Genomic DNA, 18,765 nt, shown 5'->3' with positions numbered 1-18,765 from the left:
CTGGTTGTGGTGATGGGTAACAGCGTGGCGGCGCTCTGCTGTGGAGTAGGGGCGGATTTTTGGGGATTTCTCGACTATGGGTCGGCACGTTTAGCCGGCCGACTTTTTATAGTGCTAATCAAGGCGTGGAGTCCGCAGGGCTCGGCCATTCAAATAAGAACGACAGGGAATCAGCCATGCGTCCGACCCTTGGTTTTGCCAAAACTGCGCTCGCCTTGATCTGTGCTGGATTAATCAGCAGCACTGCCCACGCAGGAATGGTCGAGCTGGAAGATCGCGAGCTGTCGGAGGTGACCGGTCAGGCCTTTATCAACCTGACCACAGACAGTGCCAACGGCATTGATTTCACCCGAATTAATTTCGGTATGGACATGGCCACCCAGTTGAATATCAAGAAAATGCAACTGGGCCTGTACCCGAGAGCCGGTGAGGCGGCGAATACAGCAGATATAGATATCAATAACTTTGCCTTAGGTACGGTTAACGATGTGACTGGCCAAGTGAACCCATTCCTGATTAAAAACCCTTTCCTTGAATTGGCATATTCGGGCAACAAGGTAGTGGGCGTGCGGCTCGGGTTTAGTGAGGCTCAAGGCTATCTGTCTGGTGATATTAATCGTGTCACCGGCAATATCGCCGTTGACCTGTATGGCAAGGGCAGTTATCTGGCCACTCAAATGAGCTGTGCTTGGTATGACCTGATTTGTGCCGGGGCTAGAGGCTTGGTCGGAGGGGCCTATGCCGACAGCAATTTCAGTGCTCAGGCCCAGTTGGTTAACGGGGGGGGGGATGCTGATCCTGTGCGTGCGACCATGATCGGTATGATCGATGGGCAAAAGCTCTCAATTCCAGCAGGCTCGGGGTTCGATAATTTTCTGCTCAGCCTGTTTTCTTCCAGTAACTGTGAGTTGTTGAGCACGACCACCTGTTTCCCACTGGCTAACTACGGCAGCTTTCCTATCGGGACGTTGAACGCCAATAACAATCAACAGTTTGTCAGTGCTGCCAAGGGGGTTTTTCTCTCTATGCAGAGTCAGAACGTGCAATGGCGTGATCAGCAGGATGCCAGCAAGTTCATCACTGCATTGGCTGGGGCTTTTATGAATATCCCGCGTAACGCCGATGGTACCGCCGCGATCAATACCAGTTTTCAGGAAGCCTTCAATGGCATTCCTCGCCAGGACACCTGTTTCGGTACGGCTGACCGGGGGTGCTAGTCATGAACTACTTGTTACTTGTGTTGGGTTTTTCGTTCATCGGCCTGGTGCAGGCGGACATGGTTGCGCTGGAGGATAGCGAACTGTCCGAAGTACAGGGGGCTGGTATCGGTTTTGCCCTTGAGGGCATTTTGTTTGATGCCAGTCAGGCCACCATCACTATCAATGACATTAACAACGGCTCAGGGCAGAACGTACCCATCTCGGTCAAAGAGTTCTATCTCGGCGCAAGCGGCAGTAACAAAGGCGCACTGTTGAATCCGGCCAGCATTGGCCGACTTAGCCAGCCTTTTACCGTCGGATTAGTAAAGGGCGAGGACTTGCGCAGCTTGCGTGACGATGGTGCATTCGTGCAGACCACACCCAATAACCTGTCGGTGTTGGAGTTGGCTTTCCCAGCAATGATTAACGGAGCCGGCGGTCAAGCCTGTATCGATGGTTATGCGGCTGCGGGTAGCCGGTGCTCCAGTCGTGCTTCCGAGCGGGTTGACCTGGGGGTTCGCTTCGATTTCAAAGTGGCTCCGAATCGGGTGGATGTGTTGAATATCGATGTGGCCGAGCTGGTGATGGACGGTTCTTATTTGCGGTTGTGGGGCGATAGCAGTCGTGCACAGTTGGTGGGCGAGGCGCGTTTGAATATTTACGCCAAGACTCTGGAAATGATGTCTTGTGCCGCTGGGGCGAGTAATTGTGTGACTGTTGCCGAACAGGCCGCCCGCACTGTTTACCTGACCAACGCCTATGCCAATGTTTCCCTTGGCTACGGCAAGAGTCAGCCGCTGTTATTCGATGTTGCAAGCAATGGCCAATTCGCTCTTGAACTGCCTAACCCGGTGCGTGATCCGAATAATCCTGGTGCCAACGTGACCACCCTCAGTGGTATTGGCAAAAGCCGCGCCGATGATTTCTACGCCAATGCCCCACGTACCAACATTGTCATTGGCAACCTCAACTTCGGTGGTACCCGGCCAGGTTATGGGCAGGTACCGACTGGCGGCTATAACTTTGGCCAGAGTGAGATCCGTGGTTTTAGCTTCAACTACTTGAAGGTGACCAGCCGTGATCTCTAAAGCGAAAGCACTTGCCAGCTGCCTGCTATGCCTGTCTCTGCCTGTCCTGGCTGACATGCAACCGCTAGATGACGCGACCCTCAGTGAGTTAAATGGTCAGGGTGGGGTTTACCTATCTGGAGAGCTCAGTATCAACAAGGATGGTGGCGTGCTCTGGAGCATTCCGCTGAACAATAATCCGGCTACTTGGGCCGCTACTCAGCGCAGTTGTGCGACCCCTGGCGCGACCGCGCCTGAACACTGCGGATTGCGGATCGCGGTACTGACCGAGGCAGAGGGCGGCTGGTATGTGCTGGATAACCTCAAGGGCGTGTTCAGTTTTGAGGGCCTGACCCTACGTACGCGCACCATCAATAGTGGCTTTAACGGTGATGGCGCAGCCTTTAATCAGGATGTGCTGGAGTTCGGCTTGCCCAATGAGGTGAAGTTCAAGGACGGCAGTTTTGCCTTTGGTGTGGCTAACCAGGGCGGCTGGCAGAACAAGTCCTTGAGCGTGGCCAATGGCGGTAATCCGTCGTATCAGCAGACCAATATCTTCTCGGCGAAGATCGACGGCACCATCCGTATGCAGGGCAACGTGCTGATCTTTCCGCAGAACTGAGGAGCAGGGCCATGCACCGTCATTCGCTGTTATTGCTCGCACTTCTGAGTCCACTGACGCAGGCCATGCAGGCGCTGGATGATCAGGCGCTGTCGTCCGTCAGCGGGCGCGATGGCATCAGCCTGCAAACCACAGGCGCAGGCTGGTCGGCCGGCAGTGTGGATTACAGCCAAGATGGTCAGACCCTCAGCCTGAAAGGCGTCAGCAGCACGCCGCAGGTTGCCGGCAGCAGCTCGACCACCACGCTCGATGTGGTCGGTGATCAGCTGCAGGTGCAGCACAGCGGCAGTGCTCAGGTGCTAAGCGTGGATAACATCGAACTGGCCGGTAGCAGCAAAAGCTTTGGTGCCTTTCGCGCCTTCTTCACCCTCGGCGCCAGCCTCAAGCTGAGCGGTGGTGGGGCCAGCGGCGTTAGCGGTTTTAGCGTGGATGACAGCCAGCTGTCGCTGAGCGCAGCAACGTTTTATTACCGCGACAATGGCTTTGACCTGATCGTCAAAGGCCTGTCGTTCGATACCTATCTGAACAACGCCTATCTGGATATCGTCAGCGGCGGCAGTGGCCAGGAGATCAAACTGGACCTGGGTACCTCACGCTTTGTCGGCTCGATTGCCGGTATCGGCCTCGATCTGGCCCATGGCGACCCGACTCCAGGTGTGGCGGTGACGCCGGGCAGTCCTGATCTGCGCGATGTCGATGCGCAGCGCAGTTTCGGCAAGCTGGATATGGACCTGCGCTTAGGCGGCAGCGTTAGCATTGCTGGTGGCGGCGCTAGTGGCGAAGGCTTGCGGATCAAACCGAATATCACCATCGCCAACAGCCTGTTCCAGTATCAGGACGAAGGCGTGCTGCGCGCCGAGAACTTCGCCGGCAGCCTGATCAGCAACGCGGGGCTGACCCTGGATCTGGAGCAGGACGGCGCTGGCAGCTACGCCAAAATCGCCTTTCAGGACCTCAAGTTCAACGCCACCCTGGGCGGCCTGATCATGGGTAATCCGAGCAATCAGAAGCTCGGCGGCCTGGCGGTGGATCTGAATTTTCTCGATCAGGGCGCGCGGCAGAACTGGTTGAAACTGCGCCCGGGCGGCGACCCCAACTCCGGGCAGAAGGGCATCAGTGCCGACCTCAGCTGGAATATGGTCAACAGTTCGCTGGCGCTGACCGATAACGGCAACACCATGTGGTTCAGCGGCTTGCGCACCCACGGCACAGGCCAGTTCAGTTTCGATCTGACCAAGAGCTGCGCGGCCGGTGTCAGCGCGGGCTGCTATGCCGGCAGCAACAGCGACATAAACAGTGGAGGCTATAACGGCCACTTCGATGGCATGCGTCTGGGGCTGAAGAACATCGTCGGCAGCTACAGCTTCGATGGTTTGCGGGTCGGCAGCGCCGACGCGCCACTGCAGGGCGGCACCGAGCTGCTGGTGCTGATGGAAATCTTCCCGGCCTATGATTTCACCCTCAATGGCCAGGTCACTCTGCGCGCCGGTGGCGCCGTGGGCGATGGCCTGCGTTATAACGCCGACTTCTATATCACCGAGGCCAATGCGGCGATCACCGTGGATGAAAACGGTCGCGGCCTGTGGCTGTCGGGCAGCAGCTATGAAATGCATTATCGTGAAGGCTCGCTGGATATCAGCAACAACGGCGTCGAGCTGCGCAAAGGCACCTACTGGTCGAAGCTGGATGTTGCCAATGTGCGCTGGGGCGACCGCCTAACCGGCAGCAGCATTGGCCGCCTGGTGCTCAAACGCTATGAGCAGGGCTCGACCCTGGCCATCAGCTCGGGCGGTGCCGGCGCACTGTGCGTGGGCGGCAGTGGCGGCTCTTCGGCGGCGTGCGTGGCCAGCGGCGGGCGCTGGGAAGATCGTGGCGATGAAGGTATTTCGGTCAAGCTGAAGAACGTCTTTGTGCGCGATGGTTCCGGCAATCCGGCCAACGCCGTATCGAGCAACGAGAAGCGTAACCAGATCATCATCGAAACCGGGCGGGTCAACGGGGTGAACGGCACGGGTAGCCAGCTGGTGGTGGATAACTTCCATACCTCCGACGGCAACCCGAGCAACCCGAACGCCAACGCCTATGGCTTCAACGTCGACCTCAACCTCGATGTGGCGCCGACCAAAGTCTGCAACAAGACGGCCTCCGGCTGTACGCCGGTCAGTCCCGATCCGCTGGGCTTTGCGGTCAACGGTCGGGTGCACTTCAAGGAAGTGAATATCGACCGGATTCAGCACGTCCATCCCACCGGCGGTGCAGTGACTTCGATGTACGGGGTCAAACTGCAGAACGCCGATATCCGCGCCAACCTGACGGCGACGCCGATCAACTGACTCGCAGAGTAAGCGCCGCGCTGGCGCTTCGCGCACCTGTCTGCCGTCATGCCCCTGTCATCCTTGTTGGTCATTCTGCTGGCGCGTTATAGAGCGCGCCGGTTGCTTCACGTTGGCCGCCCAGTCGTTGCCAATGGTCGCTGAATCGAGGAAATATCCCCGTTGCTCTTTCGATATGTGCCGGTTGTCGGCACAATTCGCCTCCACTTTTCGGGGAGGGGTCAGCTTTGCTGATTGCCTGCCGGCCGACCTTGCATAGCACTCGGGGCACAGACACGCAGATGATCAAGACGCCGTACTACCTCATCGACAAGCAAAAGCTGCTGGGCAACCTGGAGAAGATCGCCTACGTGCGCGAGCACTCCGGTGCCAAGGCGCTGTTGGCGCTCAAGTGCTTTGCCACCTGGTCGGTATTCGACCTGATGCAGCAATACATGGACGGCACCACTTCGTCCTCGCTGTACGAGCTCAAGCTCGGTCGGCAGAAGTTCGCCGGTGAAACCCACGCCTACAGCGTGGCCTGGGCGGATGATGAAATCGACGAGATGCTCGCCAACTGCGACAAGATCATCTTCAACTCCATCGGCCAGCTCGAGCGCTTCGCCGAAGCCTCCGCCGGCAAGGTGCGCGGCCTGCGCGTCAATCCGCAGGTGAGCAGCTCGGATTACCTGCTGGCCGACCCGGCGCGCCCATTCAGCCGCCTCGGCGAGTGGGACCCGGAAAAGATCGCTGCGGTGATGGATAAGGTCAGCGGCTTTATGTTCCACAACAACTGTGAGAACGGCAGCTTCGAGCTGTTCGACCAGATGCTGACCACTATTGAAGAGCGTTTCGGCCACCTGCTTGAACAGGTCGAGTGGGTCAGCCTCGGTGGCGGCATTCACTTCACCGGTGATGACTATCCGCTCGATCAGTTCTGCGCACGGCTCAAGGCCTTCTCCGAGCGCTTCGGCGTGCAGGTGTATCTCGAGCCGGGCGAAGCGGCGATCACCCTGAGCTCCTCTCTGGAAGTCACGGTGCTCGACACCCTGTACAACGGCAAACATCTGGCCGTGGTCGACAGCTCCATCGAAGCACACATGCTCGATCTGTTGATCTACCGGCTCAACGCCAAGATGGACCCCTGCAACGGCGAATACACCTACATGGTGTGCGGCAAGTCGTGTCTGGCAGGTGACATCTTCGGTGAGTACCAATTCGATCGTCCGCTGGCCATCGGCGATCGTCTGTCGTTTATCGACGCAGCGGGTTACACCATGGTCAAGAAAAACTGGTTCAACGGCCTGAAAATGCCGTCCATCGTGGTGAAGCAACTCGACGGCAGCGTCGAGGTGGTTCGCGAGTTTGGCTTTGACGATTACCTGTCCAGCCTGTCCTGACAGCTGGCGGTTAAAGGAGAGATAAAGAAATTGAAGAAGAATGTTCTGATCATTGGTGCAGGAGGTGTCGCCAAGGTGGTGGCCCACAAGTGCGCGCAGCACAACGACGAACTCGGTCGTATTGCTATCGCGTCGCGCAACATCTCCAAATGCCAGGCCATCATCGACAGCGTAAAGGCCAAGGGCAGCTTGAAGCAGCCGGCCGAAATCCAGGCTTATGCCCTGAATGCGCTGGATATTGAAGCAACCAAGACGCTGATTCGTGAAACCGAATCGCAGATCGTTATCAACGTGGGTTCGGCCTTCCTCAATATGTCGGTGCTGCGCGCCTGCATCGATACCGGCGCCGCCTACCTCGACACCGCCATCCACGAAGAACCGGGCAAGGTCTGCGAAACGCCGCCTTGGTACGGTAACTATGAGTGGAAGCACCTGGCCGAATGCCAGGACAAAGGCATCACCGCGATCCTTGGCGTCGGTTTCGACCCGGGCGTGGTCAATTCCTATGCCGCATTGGCGCAGCAGCAGTACTTCGACAGCATCGAGTCGATCGACATCCTCGACGTCAACGCCGGTTCCCACGGCAAGTACTTCGCCACCAATTTCGACCCGGAAATTAATTTCCGTGAATTCACCGGCCAAGTCTGGAGCTGGCAGAACAGCCAGTGGACCAGCAATAGCATGTTTGAAGTCAAACGCACCGACGACCTGCCAGTGGTCGGCGAGCAGAATCTGTACCTGACCGGGCATGACGAAGTGCATTCCCTGTCCAAGCACCTGAACGTACCAAACGTGCGTTTCTGGATGAGCTTCGGTGAGCACTACATCAATGTGTTTACCGTACTGAAAAACCTCGGCCTGCTCTCCGAGCAACCGGTGAAAACCGCCGAAGGCCTCGAAGTTGTGCCACTGAAAGTGGTCAAGGCCGTACTGCCGGACCCAGCCTCGCTGGCGCCGGGCTACAGCGGCAAGACTTGCATTGGCGATCTGGTCAAAGGCACCAAGGATGGCAAACCGGCCGAGCTGTTTATCTACAACGTCGCCGACCACAAGGACGCGTTTGTGGAAACCGACAGCCAGGGTATTTCCTATACCGCAGGCGTACCGCCGGTCGCAGCTGCACTGCTGGTCGCTCGTGGCGATTGGGATGTGGCGCGCATGGCCAACGTTGAACAGCTGCCGGCCGAGCCGTTCCTCAAGCTGCTCGATGTAATGGGGCTGCCGACGCGTATCAAAGACAAGGACGGTGATCGTCCCTGGGACCAGGCGCTTTGATCGGCTGTCTCTAGCCGGACTCTAGCTCGCTCAGTCAGCTCAACGCCCGCCATTTTGGTGGGCGTTTTGCTTTCTGGCCCGTGGGAGGGGCTTTAGCCGCGATGCGCGCCGCGCTTCCCGCCCGTGGCATTTCACGCGACAATCAACCCTTATCGACACGCGCCCCAATGTCGGGTGCGTGCTACGGCGACTCCGTGAGGAAACCAGCATGAGCAGCAACGACCGCGTCATTATTTTCGATACCACCCTGCGTGACGGTGAGCAGAGCCCCGGCGCGTCCATGACCGGTGAAGAAAAGCTGCGCATCGCCAAGGCCCTGGAGCGCTTGCGCGTCGACGTGATCGAGGCCGGTTTTGCCATCGCCAGCCCCGGCGACTTCGCCGCGGTCAAGGCGATTGCCGATAGCATTAAGGACAGCACCGTGTGCAGCCTATCGCGGGCGCTGGATGCCGATATCGACCGCGCCGCCGAAGCACTGAAAGGCGCCAACTCCGGGCGCATTCACACCTTTATTGCCACCAGCCCGATTCATATGCAATACAAGCTGCGCATGCAGCCGGATCAGGTGGTCGAGCAGGCCGTGCACGCGGTCAAGCGTGCGCGCAACCTGTGCAGCGATGTCGAGTTTTCCTGCGAGGATGCCGGCCGTTCGGAGATCGATTTCCTCTGCCGCATTATCGAAGCGGCCATCGATGCTGGCGCTCGCACTATCAATATCCCGGATACCGTCGGTTATGCGATTCCGCACCAGTACGCCGAGACCATTCGCCAGTTGCTCAACCGCGTGCCCAACGCCGATAAGGCAGTGTTCTCCGTGCATTGCCACAACGACCTGGGCCTGGCCGTGGCCAACTCCCTGGCTGCCGTAGTGGCCGGAGCCCGTCAGGTCGAGTGCACCATCAACGGCCTCGGCGAGCGCGCCGGTAACGCCGCGCTGGAAGAGATCGTCATGGCGATCAAGACCCGCGAAGACCTGCTCGGCGTGCACACGCGTATCGACACCCCGCATATCCTCAGCACCTCGCGTATGGTCTCCGGCATCACCGGTTTCCCGGTGCAGCCGAACAAGGCCATCGTCGGCGCCAACGCCTTCGCCCACGAGTCGGGCATTCACCAGGACGGCGTGCTCAAGCACCGCGAAACCTATGAAATTATGTCCGCGCAGTCGGTCGGCTGGAACGCCAACAAGATGGTCATGGGCAAGCACTCCGGGCGCGCCGCCTTTCGCTCGCGTCTGGATGAGCTGGGCATCGCCCTGGCCGGCGAAGCCGAACTGAACGCGGCCTTCGCCCGCTTCAAGGCGCTGGCGGACAAGAAACACGAAATCTTCGATGAAGACCTGCAGGCCCTGGTCTCCGATACCCTGGCTGAGGAAGCGCCAGAGCACTTCAAGCTGGTGACCCTGGATGTCGCCAGCAAGACCGGCGAAGTGCCGCAAGCCCAGGTGGTTGTCAGCGTCGACGGCGCCGAGCACAACGGCCACGCGCAAGGTTCGGGGCCGGTGGATGCGACCTTCAAGGCCATTGAGTCGATCGCCAGTTCTCAGTCCACCCTGCAGCTGTACTCGGTCAACGCCATCACCCAGGGCACCGATTCGCAAGGCGAGGTGACCGTGCGTCTGGAGAAGGGCGGGCGCATCGTCAACGGTAATGGCGCCGATACCGACATTCTGGTGGCATCGGCCAAGGCCTATATCAATGCGCTGAACCTGATGCAGGCCGGGCAAAAAGCCCATCCACAGGCGGCTGACGTTTGATTGCAGAACTGCGCCGGCGTGCCTACCTGAGCGCCATGCAGGTAGCCAGTTGGCTGCCGCGCGTGGAGCTGCCGTTTGCCGCGCCCTCACGCCCGGAGCTGCTGCAACCGCTCGTTGAGCCTGAACCCGAACCCGAGGCAGCCACAGCAGTGCCACAGTCGGTGGCTGAAGCAGCGCCGGCCTACGAGCCGCCGCTTGCCGAAACCTCCGTTGTCGCGCCAGTTGCCCGGCCCAAGATCGAAGTGCCGCGTCCGGCGCCTCAGGGGCGCATGGCCAAGGTTGAAGCCGTTGCAGCTGACGCCGAAGCGCAGGTAACGCCCCAGCCAACGTCCGTCGCGCCGCCGCGCTTTGCCCTGCAATTGCTGCGTGCTGGCGCCTGTGCGGTGCTGGTGGAATTGCCTACTGGCGAGCCACTGCAGGGCCGCGACCCGGCTTATTTGTTGCTCAAGGATCTGCTGCGCGCCGCCGGCCTGCCGGACAGCCCGCAATTGATTGGTGAGCCGGTGCGCTGGCCGCTGCTGGTGCGGGGGCAGATCGACCAGGGCCCGCAAGCGGCGCTGGAATATGTGCAGAGCTTTGTTGGCGCGCGGCTGGAAGAGCAGGAGCCCTGCAGTTGCCTGTGGTTGGTGGGTTTGCCGGCTATTCGCTTCGCCGGTGAGGCCACTGCCGACGCTTATAACCGTGAGTTGCAGGTCGAGGGACTGGGCGCTGCCTGGGCGCTACCGGGTCTGGAGTTGCTGATGGATGAGCCCGAGCGCAAGCGTGAGCTGTGGCAGGCCATGCGTCGCGTCCGTCAGCGCTGGTTGGCCAACCATTGAATACATCGTTTCCCGGCCTGCGGGTCGAGGTTTCTACTGCTTGCCGAGTCAACCCGAATGAGTGATGCAATCAGCTTCCGCCCGATGACTGCGACGGATATCGACGCGGTGCTGAAAATTGAATACGCCGCCTTCAGCCATCCCTGGACGCGCGGCATTTTTACCGACAGCCTGAACTCCTACAACTGCTGGGTGATGTTCGAGGGCGAGCAGCAGGTCGGCCACGGCGTGATCCAGATCATCATGGATGAAGCGCACCTGCTCAATATCACCGTCAAGGCGGAAAGCCAGGGCCGTGGACTGGGCCTCAAGCTGCTCGAACACCTGATGCAGCAGGCCCAGCAGCAGGGCGCCAATGATTGCTTTCTGGAAGTGCGCGCGAGCAACCAGGTGGCTTATCGCCTGTATGAGCGCTACGGCTTTAACGAAGTCGGCCGGCGCCGCGACTACTACCCTGCCGTCGGCGGCCGCGAAGACGCCCTGGTGATGGTCTGCCCGCTGTTTGATTAGAGCTCGGGTGCTGACACGATTGGCTACCGCGCGCGGCGCTATTCGCCGCTGACCTGACGCAGGGCTTGTCGCATACTGGCGCGCGCTGCCTCAGCTGCAGCGGTATTCGGCCCATTGCCCTAAGGATTTGTCATGCGCCTGTCTGCTTCGTTGCTCGCGGTGTTCTGCCTATTCACCGCCGCTCAGGCCCTCAGTGCCGAACGCAGCTTTACCATCCTGCACACCAACGACTGGCAATCACGCCTGCTCGGCTTTGGCCCGAACAACGAATATTCCCCCGCCACCACCGGCGATGACGACACCGTCGGCGGTGTCGCGCGCTTGGCTACCTTGCTGGAACAACGCCGTACCGCTGCCGGTGAACAACCGGTGCTGCTGCTTGATGGTGGCGACTTCAGCATGGGCACGCTGTTTCACACCGTAACCCGCGAAACCGGCGGCGAGCTGCGCCTGATGACCGAATTGGGCTACGACGCTGCGACCTTGGGTAACCACGAATTCGATTTTCGTCCGGCCGGCTTGGCCGCGATGATCAGCTCGGCGCACAAGGTCAAAGGCGCTGCGCTGATGCCGCTGCTTTCGAGCAACCTCGGCTTCGATCCCGCGCACAAAGAAGACGACAGCCTGCAAGCGCACTACGAGGCCGGGCGCATTGCGCCATACAAGCTGATCGACAAGGGCGGCATTCGTTTTGGCCTGTTCGGCCTGCTCGGCAACAACGCCGTGGCGGTCAGCCCGATGATCAAACCGGCGGTGTTTGCCGACCCTGTCACGACCGCCCAGGCCATGGTCGCCAAGTTGCGCGAGGAGGGCGCCGAAGTGGTGATTCTGCTTTCGCATATGGGCGTGGTGCAGCAGGAGGATGGCAGCTGGCGCGGTGAGGAAGTTGAGCTAGTCGAGCAGGTGCCGGGCATCGATATCGTCGTCGGTGGCCACTCGCACACCGCGCTGGCGCAACCGCTACTGGTGGGCGGTCGCACGCCGGTAATGCAGGCCGGTTCAGAGATCCAGCACCTGGGCGAGCTGCGCATGCGTTTGCCGGCGGACGGCAAACCACAGGTTGTCGACTATCAACTGCATCCGATCAATGACCAGATTGCCGGCAGCGCCGCGATCACCGCCAAGGTCGAGGATTTCAAACAGGTGGTCAGCGCACAGATGCTGGCGCCCAAGGGTTACACCTTCGATCAGCCGCTGGCCAAGGTCGACAAAACCCTGACCCGCGCCCATGACGACCCTATTCTCGGCAATCTGGTTACCGATGCCCTGCGCCAGGCCACGGGCAGCGATGTGTCATTCACCGGTAACGGCACCATTCGCGACAACATGATCATGGGGCGGCATGGTGTGCAGGCGGTGTCTGATCTGTTTCGCATTGCTCCGCTAGGTGTTGGCGAGCTGGATGATGCGCCGGGTTATCCGCTGATCAAGGTGTACGTCAGCGGGCAGGAGCTGAAAAATCTGCTTGAAGTGCTGCTGCTGGCCTATCAGGTGCGCGAAAGCAAAAGCTATTACCCGCGCGTGTCGGGCCTGCGCTTCAGCTACAACCCCTGGCGTGTGCCGTTTGATCGGGTAAGCCGGATTGAACTGGGCGATCCGATCAAGGGCTATACGCCGTTGGACCTGGCCGATCAGCGCCTCTACAGCATCGGCGCCACCAGTTATGTCGGCAGCTTTACCTGGTTGGTCAGCGACCTGACCAAGGGCCTGCTCAGCGTACAGCCCAAGGATGTCGAAGGCCGGCCGCTGGCGGCAATTAAGGACGCGATCATCGATGCCGATCTGCAGCAGCCCGGGGTGCAGGAATACAAAGAGTGGCAGGGGCTGCTTGACCATATTCGCAGCATGCCGGACCTGGACGGCGACGGCCTGGCCGATATCCCGACCCAGGGCGCGGCCGCCGAGCAGCGCATGCTGCGTGTGTCCAGTCTGAAACCTGCCGAGCTGTACCGTTATGCCGGGCCGCTGCAATGGGGCGTGAGCCTGGTGCTGTTGGCGGGCGTGCTGCTGATTTTCTGGTTGCTGCGTCGCCGCGCCTGATCAAGCCCGCTGCCGTCCGTTTGCTGTGACGGCGGCTAACCCGCGCTTGTCAAAAGCCCGTAGCGCTCCTATGGTGCGCATCGACGAATCCGGGAGTGAAGCATGAGCGATCTACAGCACCTATTCGACAACAACGCGCGTTGGGCTGAGGCGATCAAAGAGGAAGATCCCGAGTTCTTCGCCAAACTGGCCAAGCAGCAGGTGCCGGAATACTTGTGGATCGGTTGCTCCGATGCGCGGGTGCCGGCCAACGAGATTGTCGGCCTGTTGCCGGGCGATCTATTTGTGCACCGCAATGTTGCCAACGTGGTGCTGCACACCGACCTCAACTGCCTGTCGGTGATCCAGTACGCGGTCGATGTGCTCAAGGTCAAACATATCCTGGTCACCGGCCACTATGGCTGCGGCGGCGTGCGCGCCTCGATGCAGGACGGCCAGCTCGGCCTGATCGATGGCTGGCTGCGCAGCATTCGTGACCTCTACTACGAGCACCGCGAACACCTGGGGCAATTGCCCAGTGAGGAAGAGCAGGTCGATCGCCTCTGCGAGCTCAACGTGATCCAGCAGGTGGCCAACGTCAGCCACACCACTATCGTGCAGAACGCCTGGCATCGCGGCCAGCCGCTGGCGGTGCATGGCTGCATCTACGGCATCAAGGACGGCCGCTGGAAGAACCTCAACGTCACTGTCAGCGGCATGGAGCAGCTGCCGCCGCAATACCGCCTGCGTCCCCTCGGCCAGAGCTAAGGCATGCAGTCCTCTGTGCGTGTCGCGCTGGCTGGCCTACTACTGGCGACGCTGTGCTGGTCCGGTAATGCTCTGGTGGCCAGGGCGTTTGCTGGCGAAATCCCGCCGTTTGCCCTGTCATTCTGGCGCTGGAGCCTGGCGCTGGTTCTGCTGCTGCCCTTCGTGGCCAAGCCGCTGTGGCAACACCGCGCGGCACTGCGCGCCGCCGGCTGGCGCTTGCTAGTGCTCGCCGGCCTCGGCATCGCGGGCTACAACAGCCTGCTGTACGCCGCCGCGCAAACCACTGCTGCGATCAATATCACCCTGGTCAACACCTGCCTGCCGCTGATGACCTTTATCGGCGCCGGCCTGCTGCTCGGTGAGTGGCCGCACCGCCGTGCCTGGTGGGGCATGGCGGTGGCCGCAGGCGGCTTGCTGGTGCTGATCAGCAAAGGCAGTTGGGCCAGCATCAGTGGCCTGGCATTCAATCAGGGTGACCTGATCATGCTGCTGGCAGTGGCCGACTGGGCACTCTACTCATTGCTGCTACGGCGCTGGTCCGCTCATCTGCTGCCAATTCCGCCACTGGCCCTGCTCGGCGTGCTGATGCTGCTGGGCGTACCGCTGATTCTGCCGTTCTACCTGTATGAACTGGCCCAGGGTGCACACTTCAGCGTGACGCTACACAACCTGGCGGCCATCGGCTACACCGCGATCCTCGCCTCACTGCTCGCCTACCTCGCCTGGAACCACGCCATCCGAGTACTCGGCGCCGCCAAGGCAGCACTCTCCAACTACCTGATGCCGGTGTTTACCGCTGTACTGGGTTGGCTACTGCTGGGGGAGGGCTTGCAAAGCTACCACTGGCTCGGCGCCGCGCTGATCTTTGTGGGATTGTTGCTGGGCACTCAGGGGCGAGTGAGAAGTCGTTGAGTGAGCGGATGACGCGCCGGGCGGTATTGCATCTGACTTCGCCAATACAAATCTAAAAGGTACGGGCATAAACCGGTCAGCTGCGGATGTCTAGGAAGACTACGGAGTATCAGAATCAACAGTCTTTTTCACAAGGCAACAAAAAACCCGCCGAAGCGGGTTTCTTCAAGACCATCCTGGCGTCCTGTCAGCAGCCTCCGAGGCAATGGTCGATCATCCATGATCCTGAGCACGTCCTGCGCTCACTTGATGTATTTAGATTAGGTTCAAGAGGCAAGCGCTAACAGAGGCGATTGCAGCCACTGCGTGTAAGCCTTTCGCTATAGCGAGCCTATGAGCTTCTATTGAGCATGCGTTTGGCTAACTTGGAGGCAGGGGCGGGGCTGGTATTGCGCTGCTCTCTTGAGCTGAGACTAATAAGACAAGAAAGGAGCACTGTGGGGCGCCAGGAAAACAAAAAGGGCTTACCTTTCGGTAAACCCTTGTTTTGTTTGGTGGCTACGCAGGGACTTGAACCCCGGACCCCAGCATTATGAATGCTATGCTCTAACCAGCTGAGCTACGTAGCCGAGTGGCGCGCATTATTCGCGTCTTGGGGTTGGGTGTCAACCCTGTTGAGTGAAAATTTCTGCGCGCGATCAATCGCTTACACGTTAAAGCGGAAATGCATGACGTCGCCGTCTTTAACGATGTAGTCCTTGCCTTCCAGGCGCCATTTGCCGGCTTCTTTGGTGCCAGCTTCGCCCTTGTATTGGATGAAGTCGTTGTAGGCGATGACTTCGGCGCGGATGAATCCTTTTTCGAAGTCGGTGTGGATCACGCCAGCGGCCTGCGGGGCGGTGGCGCCGACGCGGACGGTCCAGGCGCGGACTTCTTCGACGCCTGCGGTGAAGTAGGTCTGCAGGTGAAGCATTTCGTAGCCGGCGCGGATCACGCGGTTAAGGCCGGGTTCTTCGAGGCCCAGGGCTTCGAGGAACATGTCTTTCTCTTCGCCGTCGTCGAGCTCGGCGATTTCCGCTTCGATCTTGTTGCACACCGGCACCACGATCGCGCCTTCTTCGTCGGCGATGGCGCGCACGACGTCAAGCAGCGGGTTGTTCTCAAAGCCGTCTTCAGCGACGTTGGCGATGTACATCACTGGCTTGGTGGTAAGCAGATGGAAGCCACGGATCACCGCTTTTTCGTCGGTGCTCATGTTCTTCATCAGGCTGCGTGCGGGCTTGCCTTCGCTGAAGTGGCTGATCAGCTGCTCGAGCAGGCCTTTCTGCACGACTGCCTCTTTGTCACCGCCCTTGGCGTTGCGGGTGACTTTCTGCAGTTGCTTCTCGCAGCTGTCGAGGTCGGCAAAGATCAGTTCCAAGTCGATGATCTCGATGTCGCGCTTGGGGTCGACGCTGTTGGCGACGTGAATGACATTTTCGTCTTCGAAGCAGCGCACTACGTGGGCGATGGCATCGGTTTCGCGGATATTGGCGAGGAATTTGTTGCCCAGGCCTTCACCTTTCGATGCGCCGGCAACCAGGCCGGCGATATCGACGAATTCCATGGTGGTCGGCAGGATGCGCTTGGGGTTGACGATGGCCGCCAGCGCCGCGAGGCGTGGGTCGGGCATCGGCACGATGCCGCTGTTCGGCTCGATGGTGCAGAACGGAAAGTTCTCGGCCGCAATACCGGATTTGGTGAGGGCGTTGAACAGGGTGGACTTGCCGACGTTGGGTAGGCCGACGATGCCGCAGTTGAATCCCATGGTGTGTCCCTCGCGCGAATGGCGGTAAAGAGTTAGGAGGTAGCTTTCTGGCTGTGCAGCTTGTGCATGGCCTTGCTCCAGTCGCCTGCGAGTATTTCTGGCAGGGTGCCTAGGGCAAAGTCGATGCTGGTATCCAGCAGTTCCTGTTCGCTGCGTGGTGCGCGGCCGAGGACGAAGTTGGAGACCATGCTGCTGTGCCCGGGATGGCCGATGCCAAGCCGCAGGCGGTAAAAATTATTTTGATTGCCGAGCTGGGCGATGATGTCGCGCAGTCCGTTATGCCCGCCGTGCCCGCCACCCTGTTTGAGTTTGGCGACGCCTGGCGGCATGTCGAGCTCGTCGTGGGCCACCAGAATGGCTTCTGCAGGAATGCGGAAGAAATTCGCCAATGTCGCTACGGCCTGGCCGCTGCGATTCATAAAGGTGGTGGGGATCAATAGGCGAACATCGCGGCCCTGATGGCTGAATTTGCCAACCAGGCCAAAATACTTTTTGTCGAGGCTTAGGTTGATGCGTTGGCTGTCGGCCAGGCGCTCAACGAAAAGGGCTCCTGCATTATGCCGGGTCTGGTCGTATTCAGGGCCGGGGTTACCCAGGCCAACGATCAGTTGTACGGCAGTCATGTCAGGAGCCCTTTTGTGGAAATAGCCCGGCAGAATCGCATGCCGGGCTGGTTTCCGACGCTGCGAGGTTTACTCGGCAGCGCCTTCTTCTGCATCTTTAACAACGCGCGAGGCGTGGATGTTAGCCACTGCCAGGTCGTTACCGTGAGCCAGTGCAACCAGCTCAACGCCTTTTGGCAGTTTCAGATCAGCCAGGTGAACGATCTGACCGATTTCAACGGCAGCCATGTCGACTTCGATGAATTCCGGCAGGTCTTTCGGCAGGCAGGAAACTTCTACTTCAGACAGTACGTGGGAAACTTCGCCACCTTGCTGCTTAACGCCAACCGAGGTTTCCTGGTTGAGGAAGTGCAGAGGTACGATAGCGGTCAGCTTCTGGCCAGCGACTACGCGAACGAAGTCAGCGTGCAGCACGTAGCCTTTGGCTGGATGGCGCTGCAGGGCTTTGATGATCACGCTTTCGTTGCTGCCGGCTACGTTCAGGCTCAGCACGTGGCTGTAGGCTGCTTCGTTTTCCAGCAGTTTGGCCAGTTCTTTGGCCAGCAGGCTGATCGATTGTGGTGCTTTTTCGCCACCGTAAATTACGGCAGGAACCATGGCAACGTTACGACGCAGGCGGCGGCTCGCACCTTTCCCCAGGTCGGAACGCACTTCGGCATTCAGGGCAAATTCAGTCATTTCACTTCTCCAAAATAACCAAACCGTCCGTTACGCTTGCGACCAGCGACGGGACGGTTGGTTGAAAGGCCTTGCCATCAGGGCAGGGCGTTTGCGCTCAGGGCGTGTGCCGAATTAACGGAACATCGCGCTGATCGATTCTTCATTGCTGATGCGGCGGACCGCTTCAGCGACTACCGGGGCGATATCCAGTTGGCGAATACGCGAACAGGATTGCGCGGCGGCGGACAGCGGGATGGTGTTAGTCACCACCAGCTCGTCGAGTACAGATTTTTCAATGTTTTCGATTGCGCGGCCAGACAGTACAGCGTGTGTGGCGTAGGCGAAGACTTTCGAGGCGCCGTGTTCTTTCAGCGCTTTGGCGGCGTGGCACAGAGTGCCAGCGGTATCCACCATGTCGTCAACCAGGATGCAGGTACGGCCTTCAACATCACCGATGATATGCATCACTTCGGAGTGGTTGGCTTTCTCGCGGCGCTTGTCGATGATCGCCAGGTCAACACCCAGGGACTTGGCCACAGCGCGTGCACGCACTACGCCGCCGATGTCCGGGGAGACAATCATCAGGTTTTCAAAGCGCTGGTCTTCGATATCGTCCACCAGTACTGGGGAACCGTAGATGTTATCTACCGGGATATCGAAGAAACCCTGGATCTGATCCGCGTGCAGGTCGACGGTCAAAACCCGGTCGATACCTACAACGGTGAGCATGTCAGCCACAACTTTGGCGCTGATGGCCACGCGAGCGGAACGCGGACGGCGATCCTGGCGGGCATAGCCGAAGTAGGGGATAACTGCAGTAATTCGGGTCGCTGAGGAGCGGCGGAAGGCGTCGGCCATCACTACCAGTTCCATCAGGTTGTCGTTGGTTGGCGCGCACGTCGGTTGAATCAGGAAGACGTCTTTACCGCGGACGTTTTCGTTGATTTCAATCATGATCTCGCCGTCGGAAAATTTACCGACAGAAGCATCACCGAGGGGAATGTGCAGCTGACGTACGATACGTCGCGCCAGATCGGGGTTAGCGTTCCCCGTAAAAACCATCATCTTGGACACGCG

Annotated in this window: 16 protein-coding genes and 1 tRNA gene; 12 read left to right on the top strand and 5 right to left on the bottom strand. The window is 59.5% G+C overall.

Translation table 11 applies throughout. The features are described from left to right. Nucleotides 1-176: 176 nt before the first annotated feature. From ACQ4LH_RS11275 to ACQ4LH_RS11220, 12 genes are all read left to right on the top strand, one after another. On the top strand, nt 177-1,217 hold the full coding sequence (locus tag ACQ4LH_RS11275) for a DUF6160 family protein (protein ID WP_430697250.1): 1,041 nt from the start codon (nt 177-179) through the stop codon (nt 1,215-1,217). Nucleotides 1,218-1,219: 2 nt separating this feature from the next. After that, on the top strand, nt 1,220-2,287 hold the full coding sequence (locus ACQ4LH_RS11270) for a hypothetical protein (protein ID WP_430697249.1): 1,068 nt from the start codon (nt 1,220-1,222) through the stop codon (nt 2,285-2,287). Beyond that, nucleotides 2,277-2,888 carry a DUF6160 family protein gene (locus tag ACQ4LH_RS11265; protein WP_430697248.1) on the top strand — a complete coding sequence of 204 codons (612 nt, stop codon included), beginning with the start codon at nt 2,277-2,279 and terminating at the stop codon, nt 2,886-2,888. The genes ACQ4LH_RS11270 and ACQ4LH_RS11265 overlap by 11 nt, the downstream gene beginning before the upstream one ends. Nucleotides 2,889-2,899: 11 nt before the next feature. Next, entirely contained in the window at nt 2,900-5,221 is a 2,322-nt protein-coding gene (locus tag ACQ4LH_RS11260) for a DUF6160 family protein (RefSeq protein ID WP_430697247.1), read from the top strand. 281 nt (nt 5,222-5,502) lie between these two features. Next, a complete protein-coding gene (locus ACQ4LH_RS11255) occupies nt 5,503-6,600 on the top strand; it encodes a carboxynorspermidine decarboxylase (protein WP_430697246.1) in 1,098 nt (365 codons plus the stop codon). Nucleotides 6,601-6,630: 30 nt separating this feature from the next. Continuing rightward, nucleotides 6,631-7,875, top strand: coding sequence for a saccharopine dehydrogenase family protein (locus ACQ4LH_RS11250; RefSeq protein WP_430697245.1), 1,245 nt, complete (start codon nt 6,631-6,633; stop codon nt 7,873-7,875). Between the two features lie 208 nt (nt 7,876-8,083). After that, nucleotides 8,084-9,631: a 2-isopropylmalate synthase gene (locus ACQ4LH_RS11245; RefSeq protein ID WP_430697244.1), complete on the top strand. Its 1,548-nt coding sequence runs from the start codon at nt 8,084-8,086 to the stop codon at nt 9,629-9,631. Beyond that, the gene (locus ACQ4LH_RS11240; protein WP_430697243.1) at nt 9,628-10,449 is read left to right on the top strand and encodes an energy transducer TonB; all 822 of its coding nucleotides are present in this window, start codon (nt 9,628-9,630) and stop codon (nt 10,447-10,449) included. The genes ACQ4LH_RS11245 and ACQ4LH_RS11240 overlap by 4 nt, the downstream gene beginning before the upstream one ends. 57 nt (nt 10,450-10,506) lie before the next feature. Next, nucleotides 10,507-10,959, top strand: coding sequence for a ribosomal protein S18-alanine N-acetyltransferase (gene rimI, locus ACQ4LH_RS11235; RefSeq protein ID WP_430697242.1), 453 nt, complete (start codon nt 10,507-10,509; stop codon nt 10,957-10,959). A 132-nt stretch (nt 10,960-11,091) separates the two neighbouring features. Next, nucleotides 11,092-12,999, top strand: coding sequence for a bifunctional metallophosphatase/5'-nucleotidase (locus tag ACQ4LH_RS11230; protein WP_430697241.1), 1,908 nt, complete (start codon nt 11,092-11,094; stop codon nt 12,997-12,999). Between the two features lie 102 nt (nt 13,000-13,101). Continuing rightward, nucleotides 13,102-13,746, top strand: coding sequence for a carbonate dehydratase (gene can / locus ACQ4LH_RS11225; RefSeq protein WP_430697240.1), 645 nt, complete (start codon nt 13,102-13,104; stop codon nt 13,744-13,746). A 3-nt stretch (nt 13,747-13,749) separates the two neighbouring features. Further along, nucleotides 13,750-14,658 carry a DMT family transporter gene (locus tag ACQ4LH_RS11220; protein ID WP_430697239.1) on the top strand — a complete coding sequence of 303 codons (909 nt, stop codon included), beginning with the start codon at nt 13,750-13,752 and terminating at the stop codon, nt 14,656-14,658. Nucleotides 14,659-15,150: 492 nt separating this feature from the next. On the opposite strand, the gene ACQ4LH_RS11215 is transcribed toward ACQ4LH_RS11220, so the two are convergent. From ACQ4LH_RS11215 to ACQ4LH_RS11195, 5 genes are all read right to left on the bottom strand, one after another. Next, nucleotides 15,151-15,227: transfer RNA gene (locus tag ACQ4LH_RS11215), tRNA-Met, on the bottom strand. A 77-nt stretch (nt 15,228-15,304) separates the two neighbouring features. Next, nucleotides 15,305-16,405 (bottom strand): redox-regulated ATPase YchF, encoded by a 1,101-nt coding sequence (gene ychF / locus ACQ4LH_RS11210; protein ID WP_430697238.1) that lies wholly within the window; start codon nt 16,403-16,405, stop codon nt 15,305-15,307. A gap of 32 nt (nt 16,406-16,437) precedes the next feature. Then, nucleotides 16,438-17,028: an aminoacyl-tRNA hydrolase gene (gene pth / locus ACQ4LH_RS11205; RefSeq protein WP_430697237.1), complete on the bottom strand. Its 591-nt coding sequence runs from the start codon at nt 17,026-17,028 to the stop codon at nt 16,438-16,440. A gap of 69 nt (nt 17,029-17,097) precedes the next feature. Further along, nucleotides 17,098-17,706, bottom strand: coding sequence for a 50S ribosomal protein L25/general stress protein Ctc (locus ACQ4LH_RS11200; protein WP_275963432.1), 609 nt, complete (start codon nt 17,704-17,706; stop codon nt 17,098-17,100). 114 nt (nt 17,707-17,820) lie between these two features. Further along, nucleotides 17,821-18,762, bottom strand: coding sequence for a ribose-phosphate pyrophosphokinase (locus ACQ4LH_RS11195; RefSeq protein WP_090251437.1), 942 nt, complete (start codon nt 18,760-18,762; stop codon nt 17,821-17,823). Between the last annotated feature and the right edge of the window lie 3 nt (nt 18,763-18,765).

The sequence above is a fragment of the Pseudomonas peli genome (genome assembly GCF_050563605.1).
Lineage (GTDB): Bacteria > Pseudomonadota > Gammaproteobacteria > Pseudomonadales > Pseudomonadaceae > Aquipseudomonas > Aquipseudomonas peli_A.
Note: the sequence above shows the minus strand (reverse complement) of the source record. Positions and strands in the feature narration are given on the sequence as shown.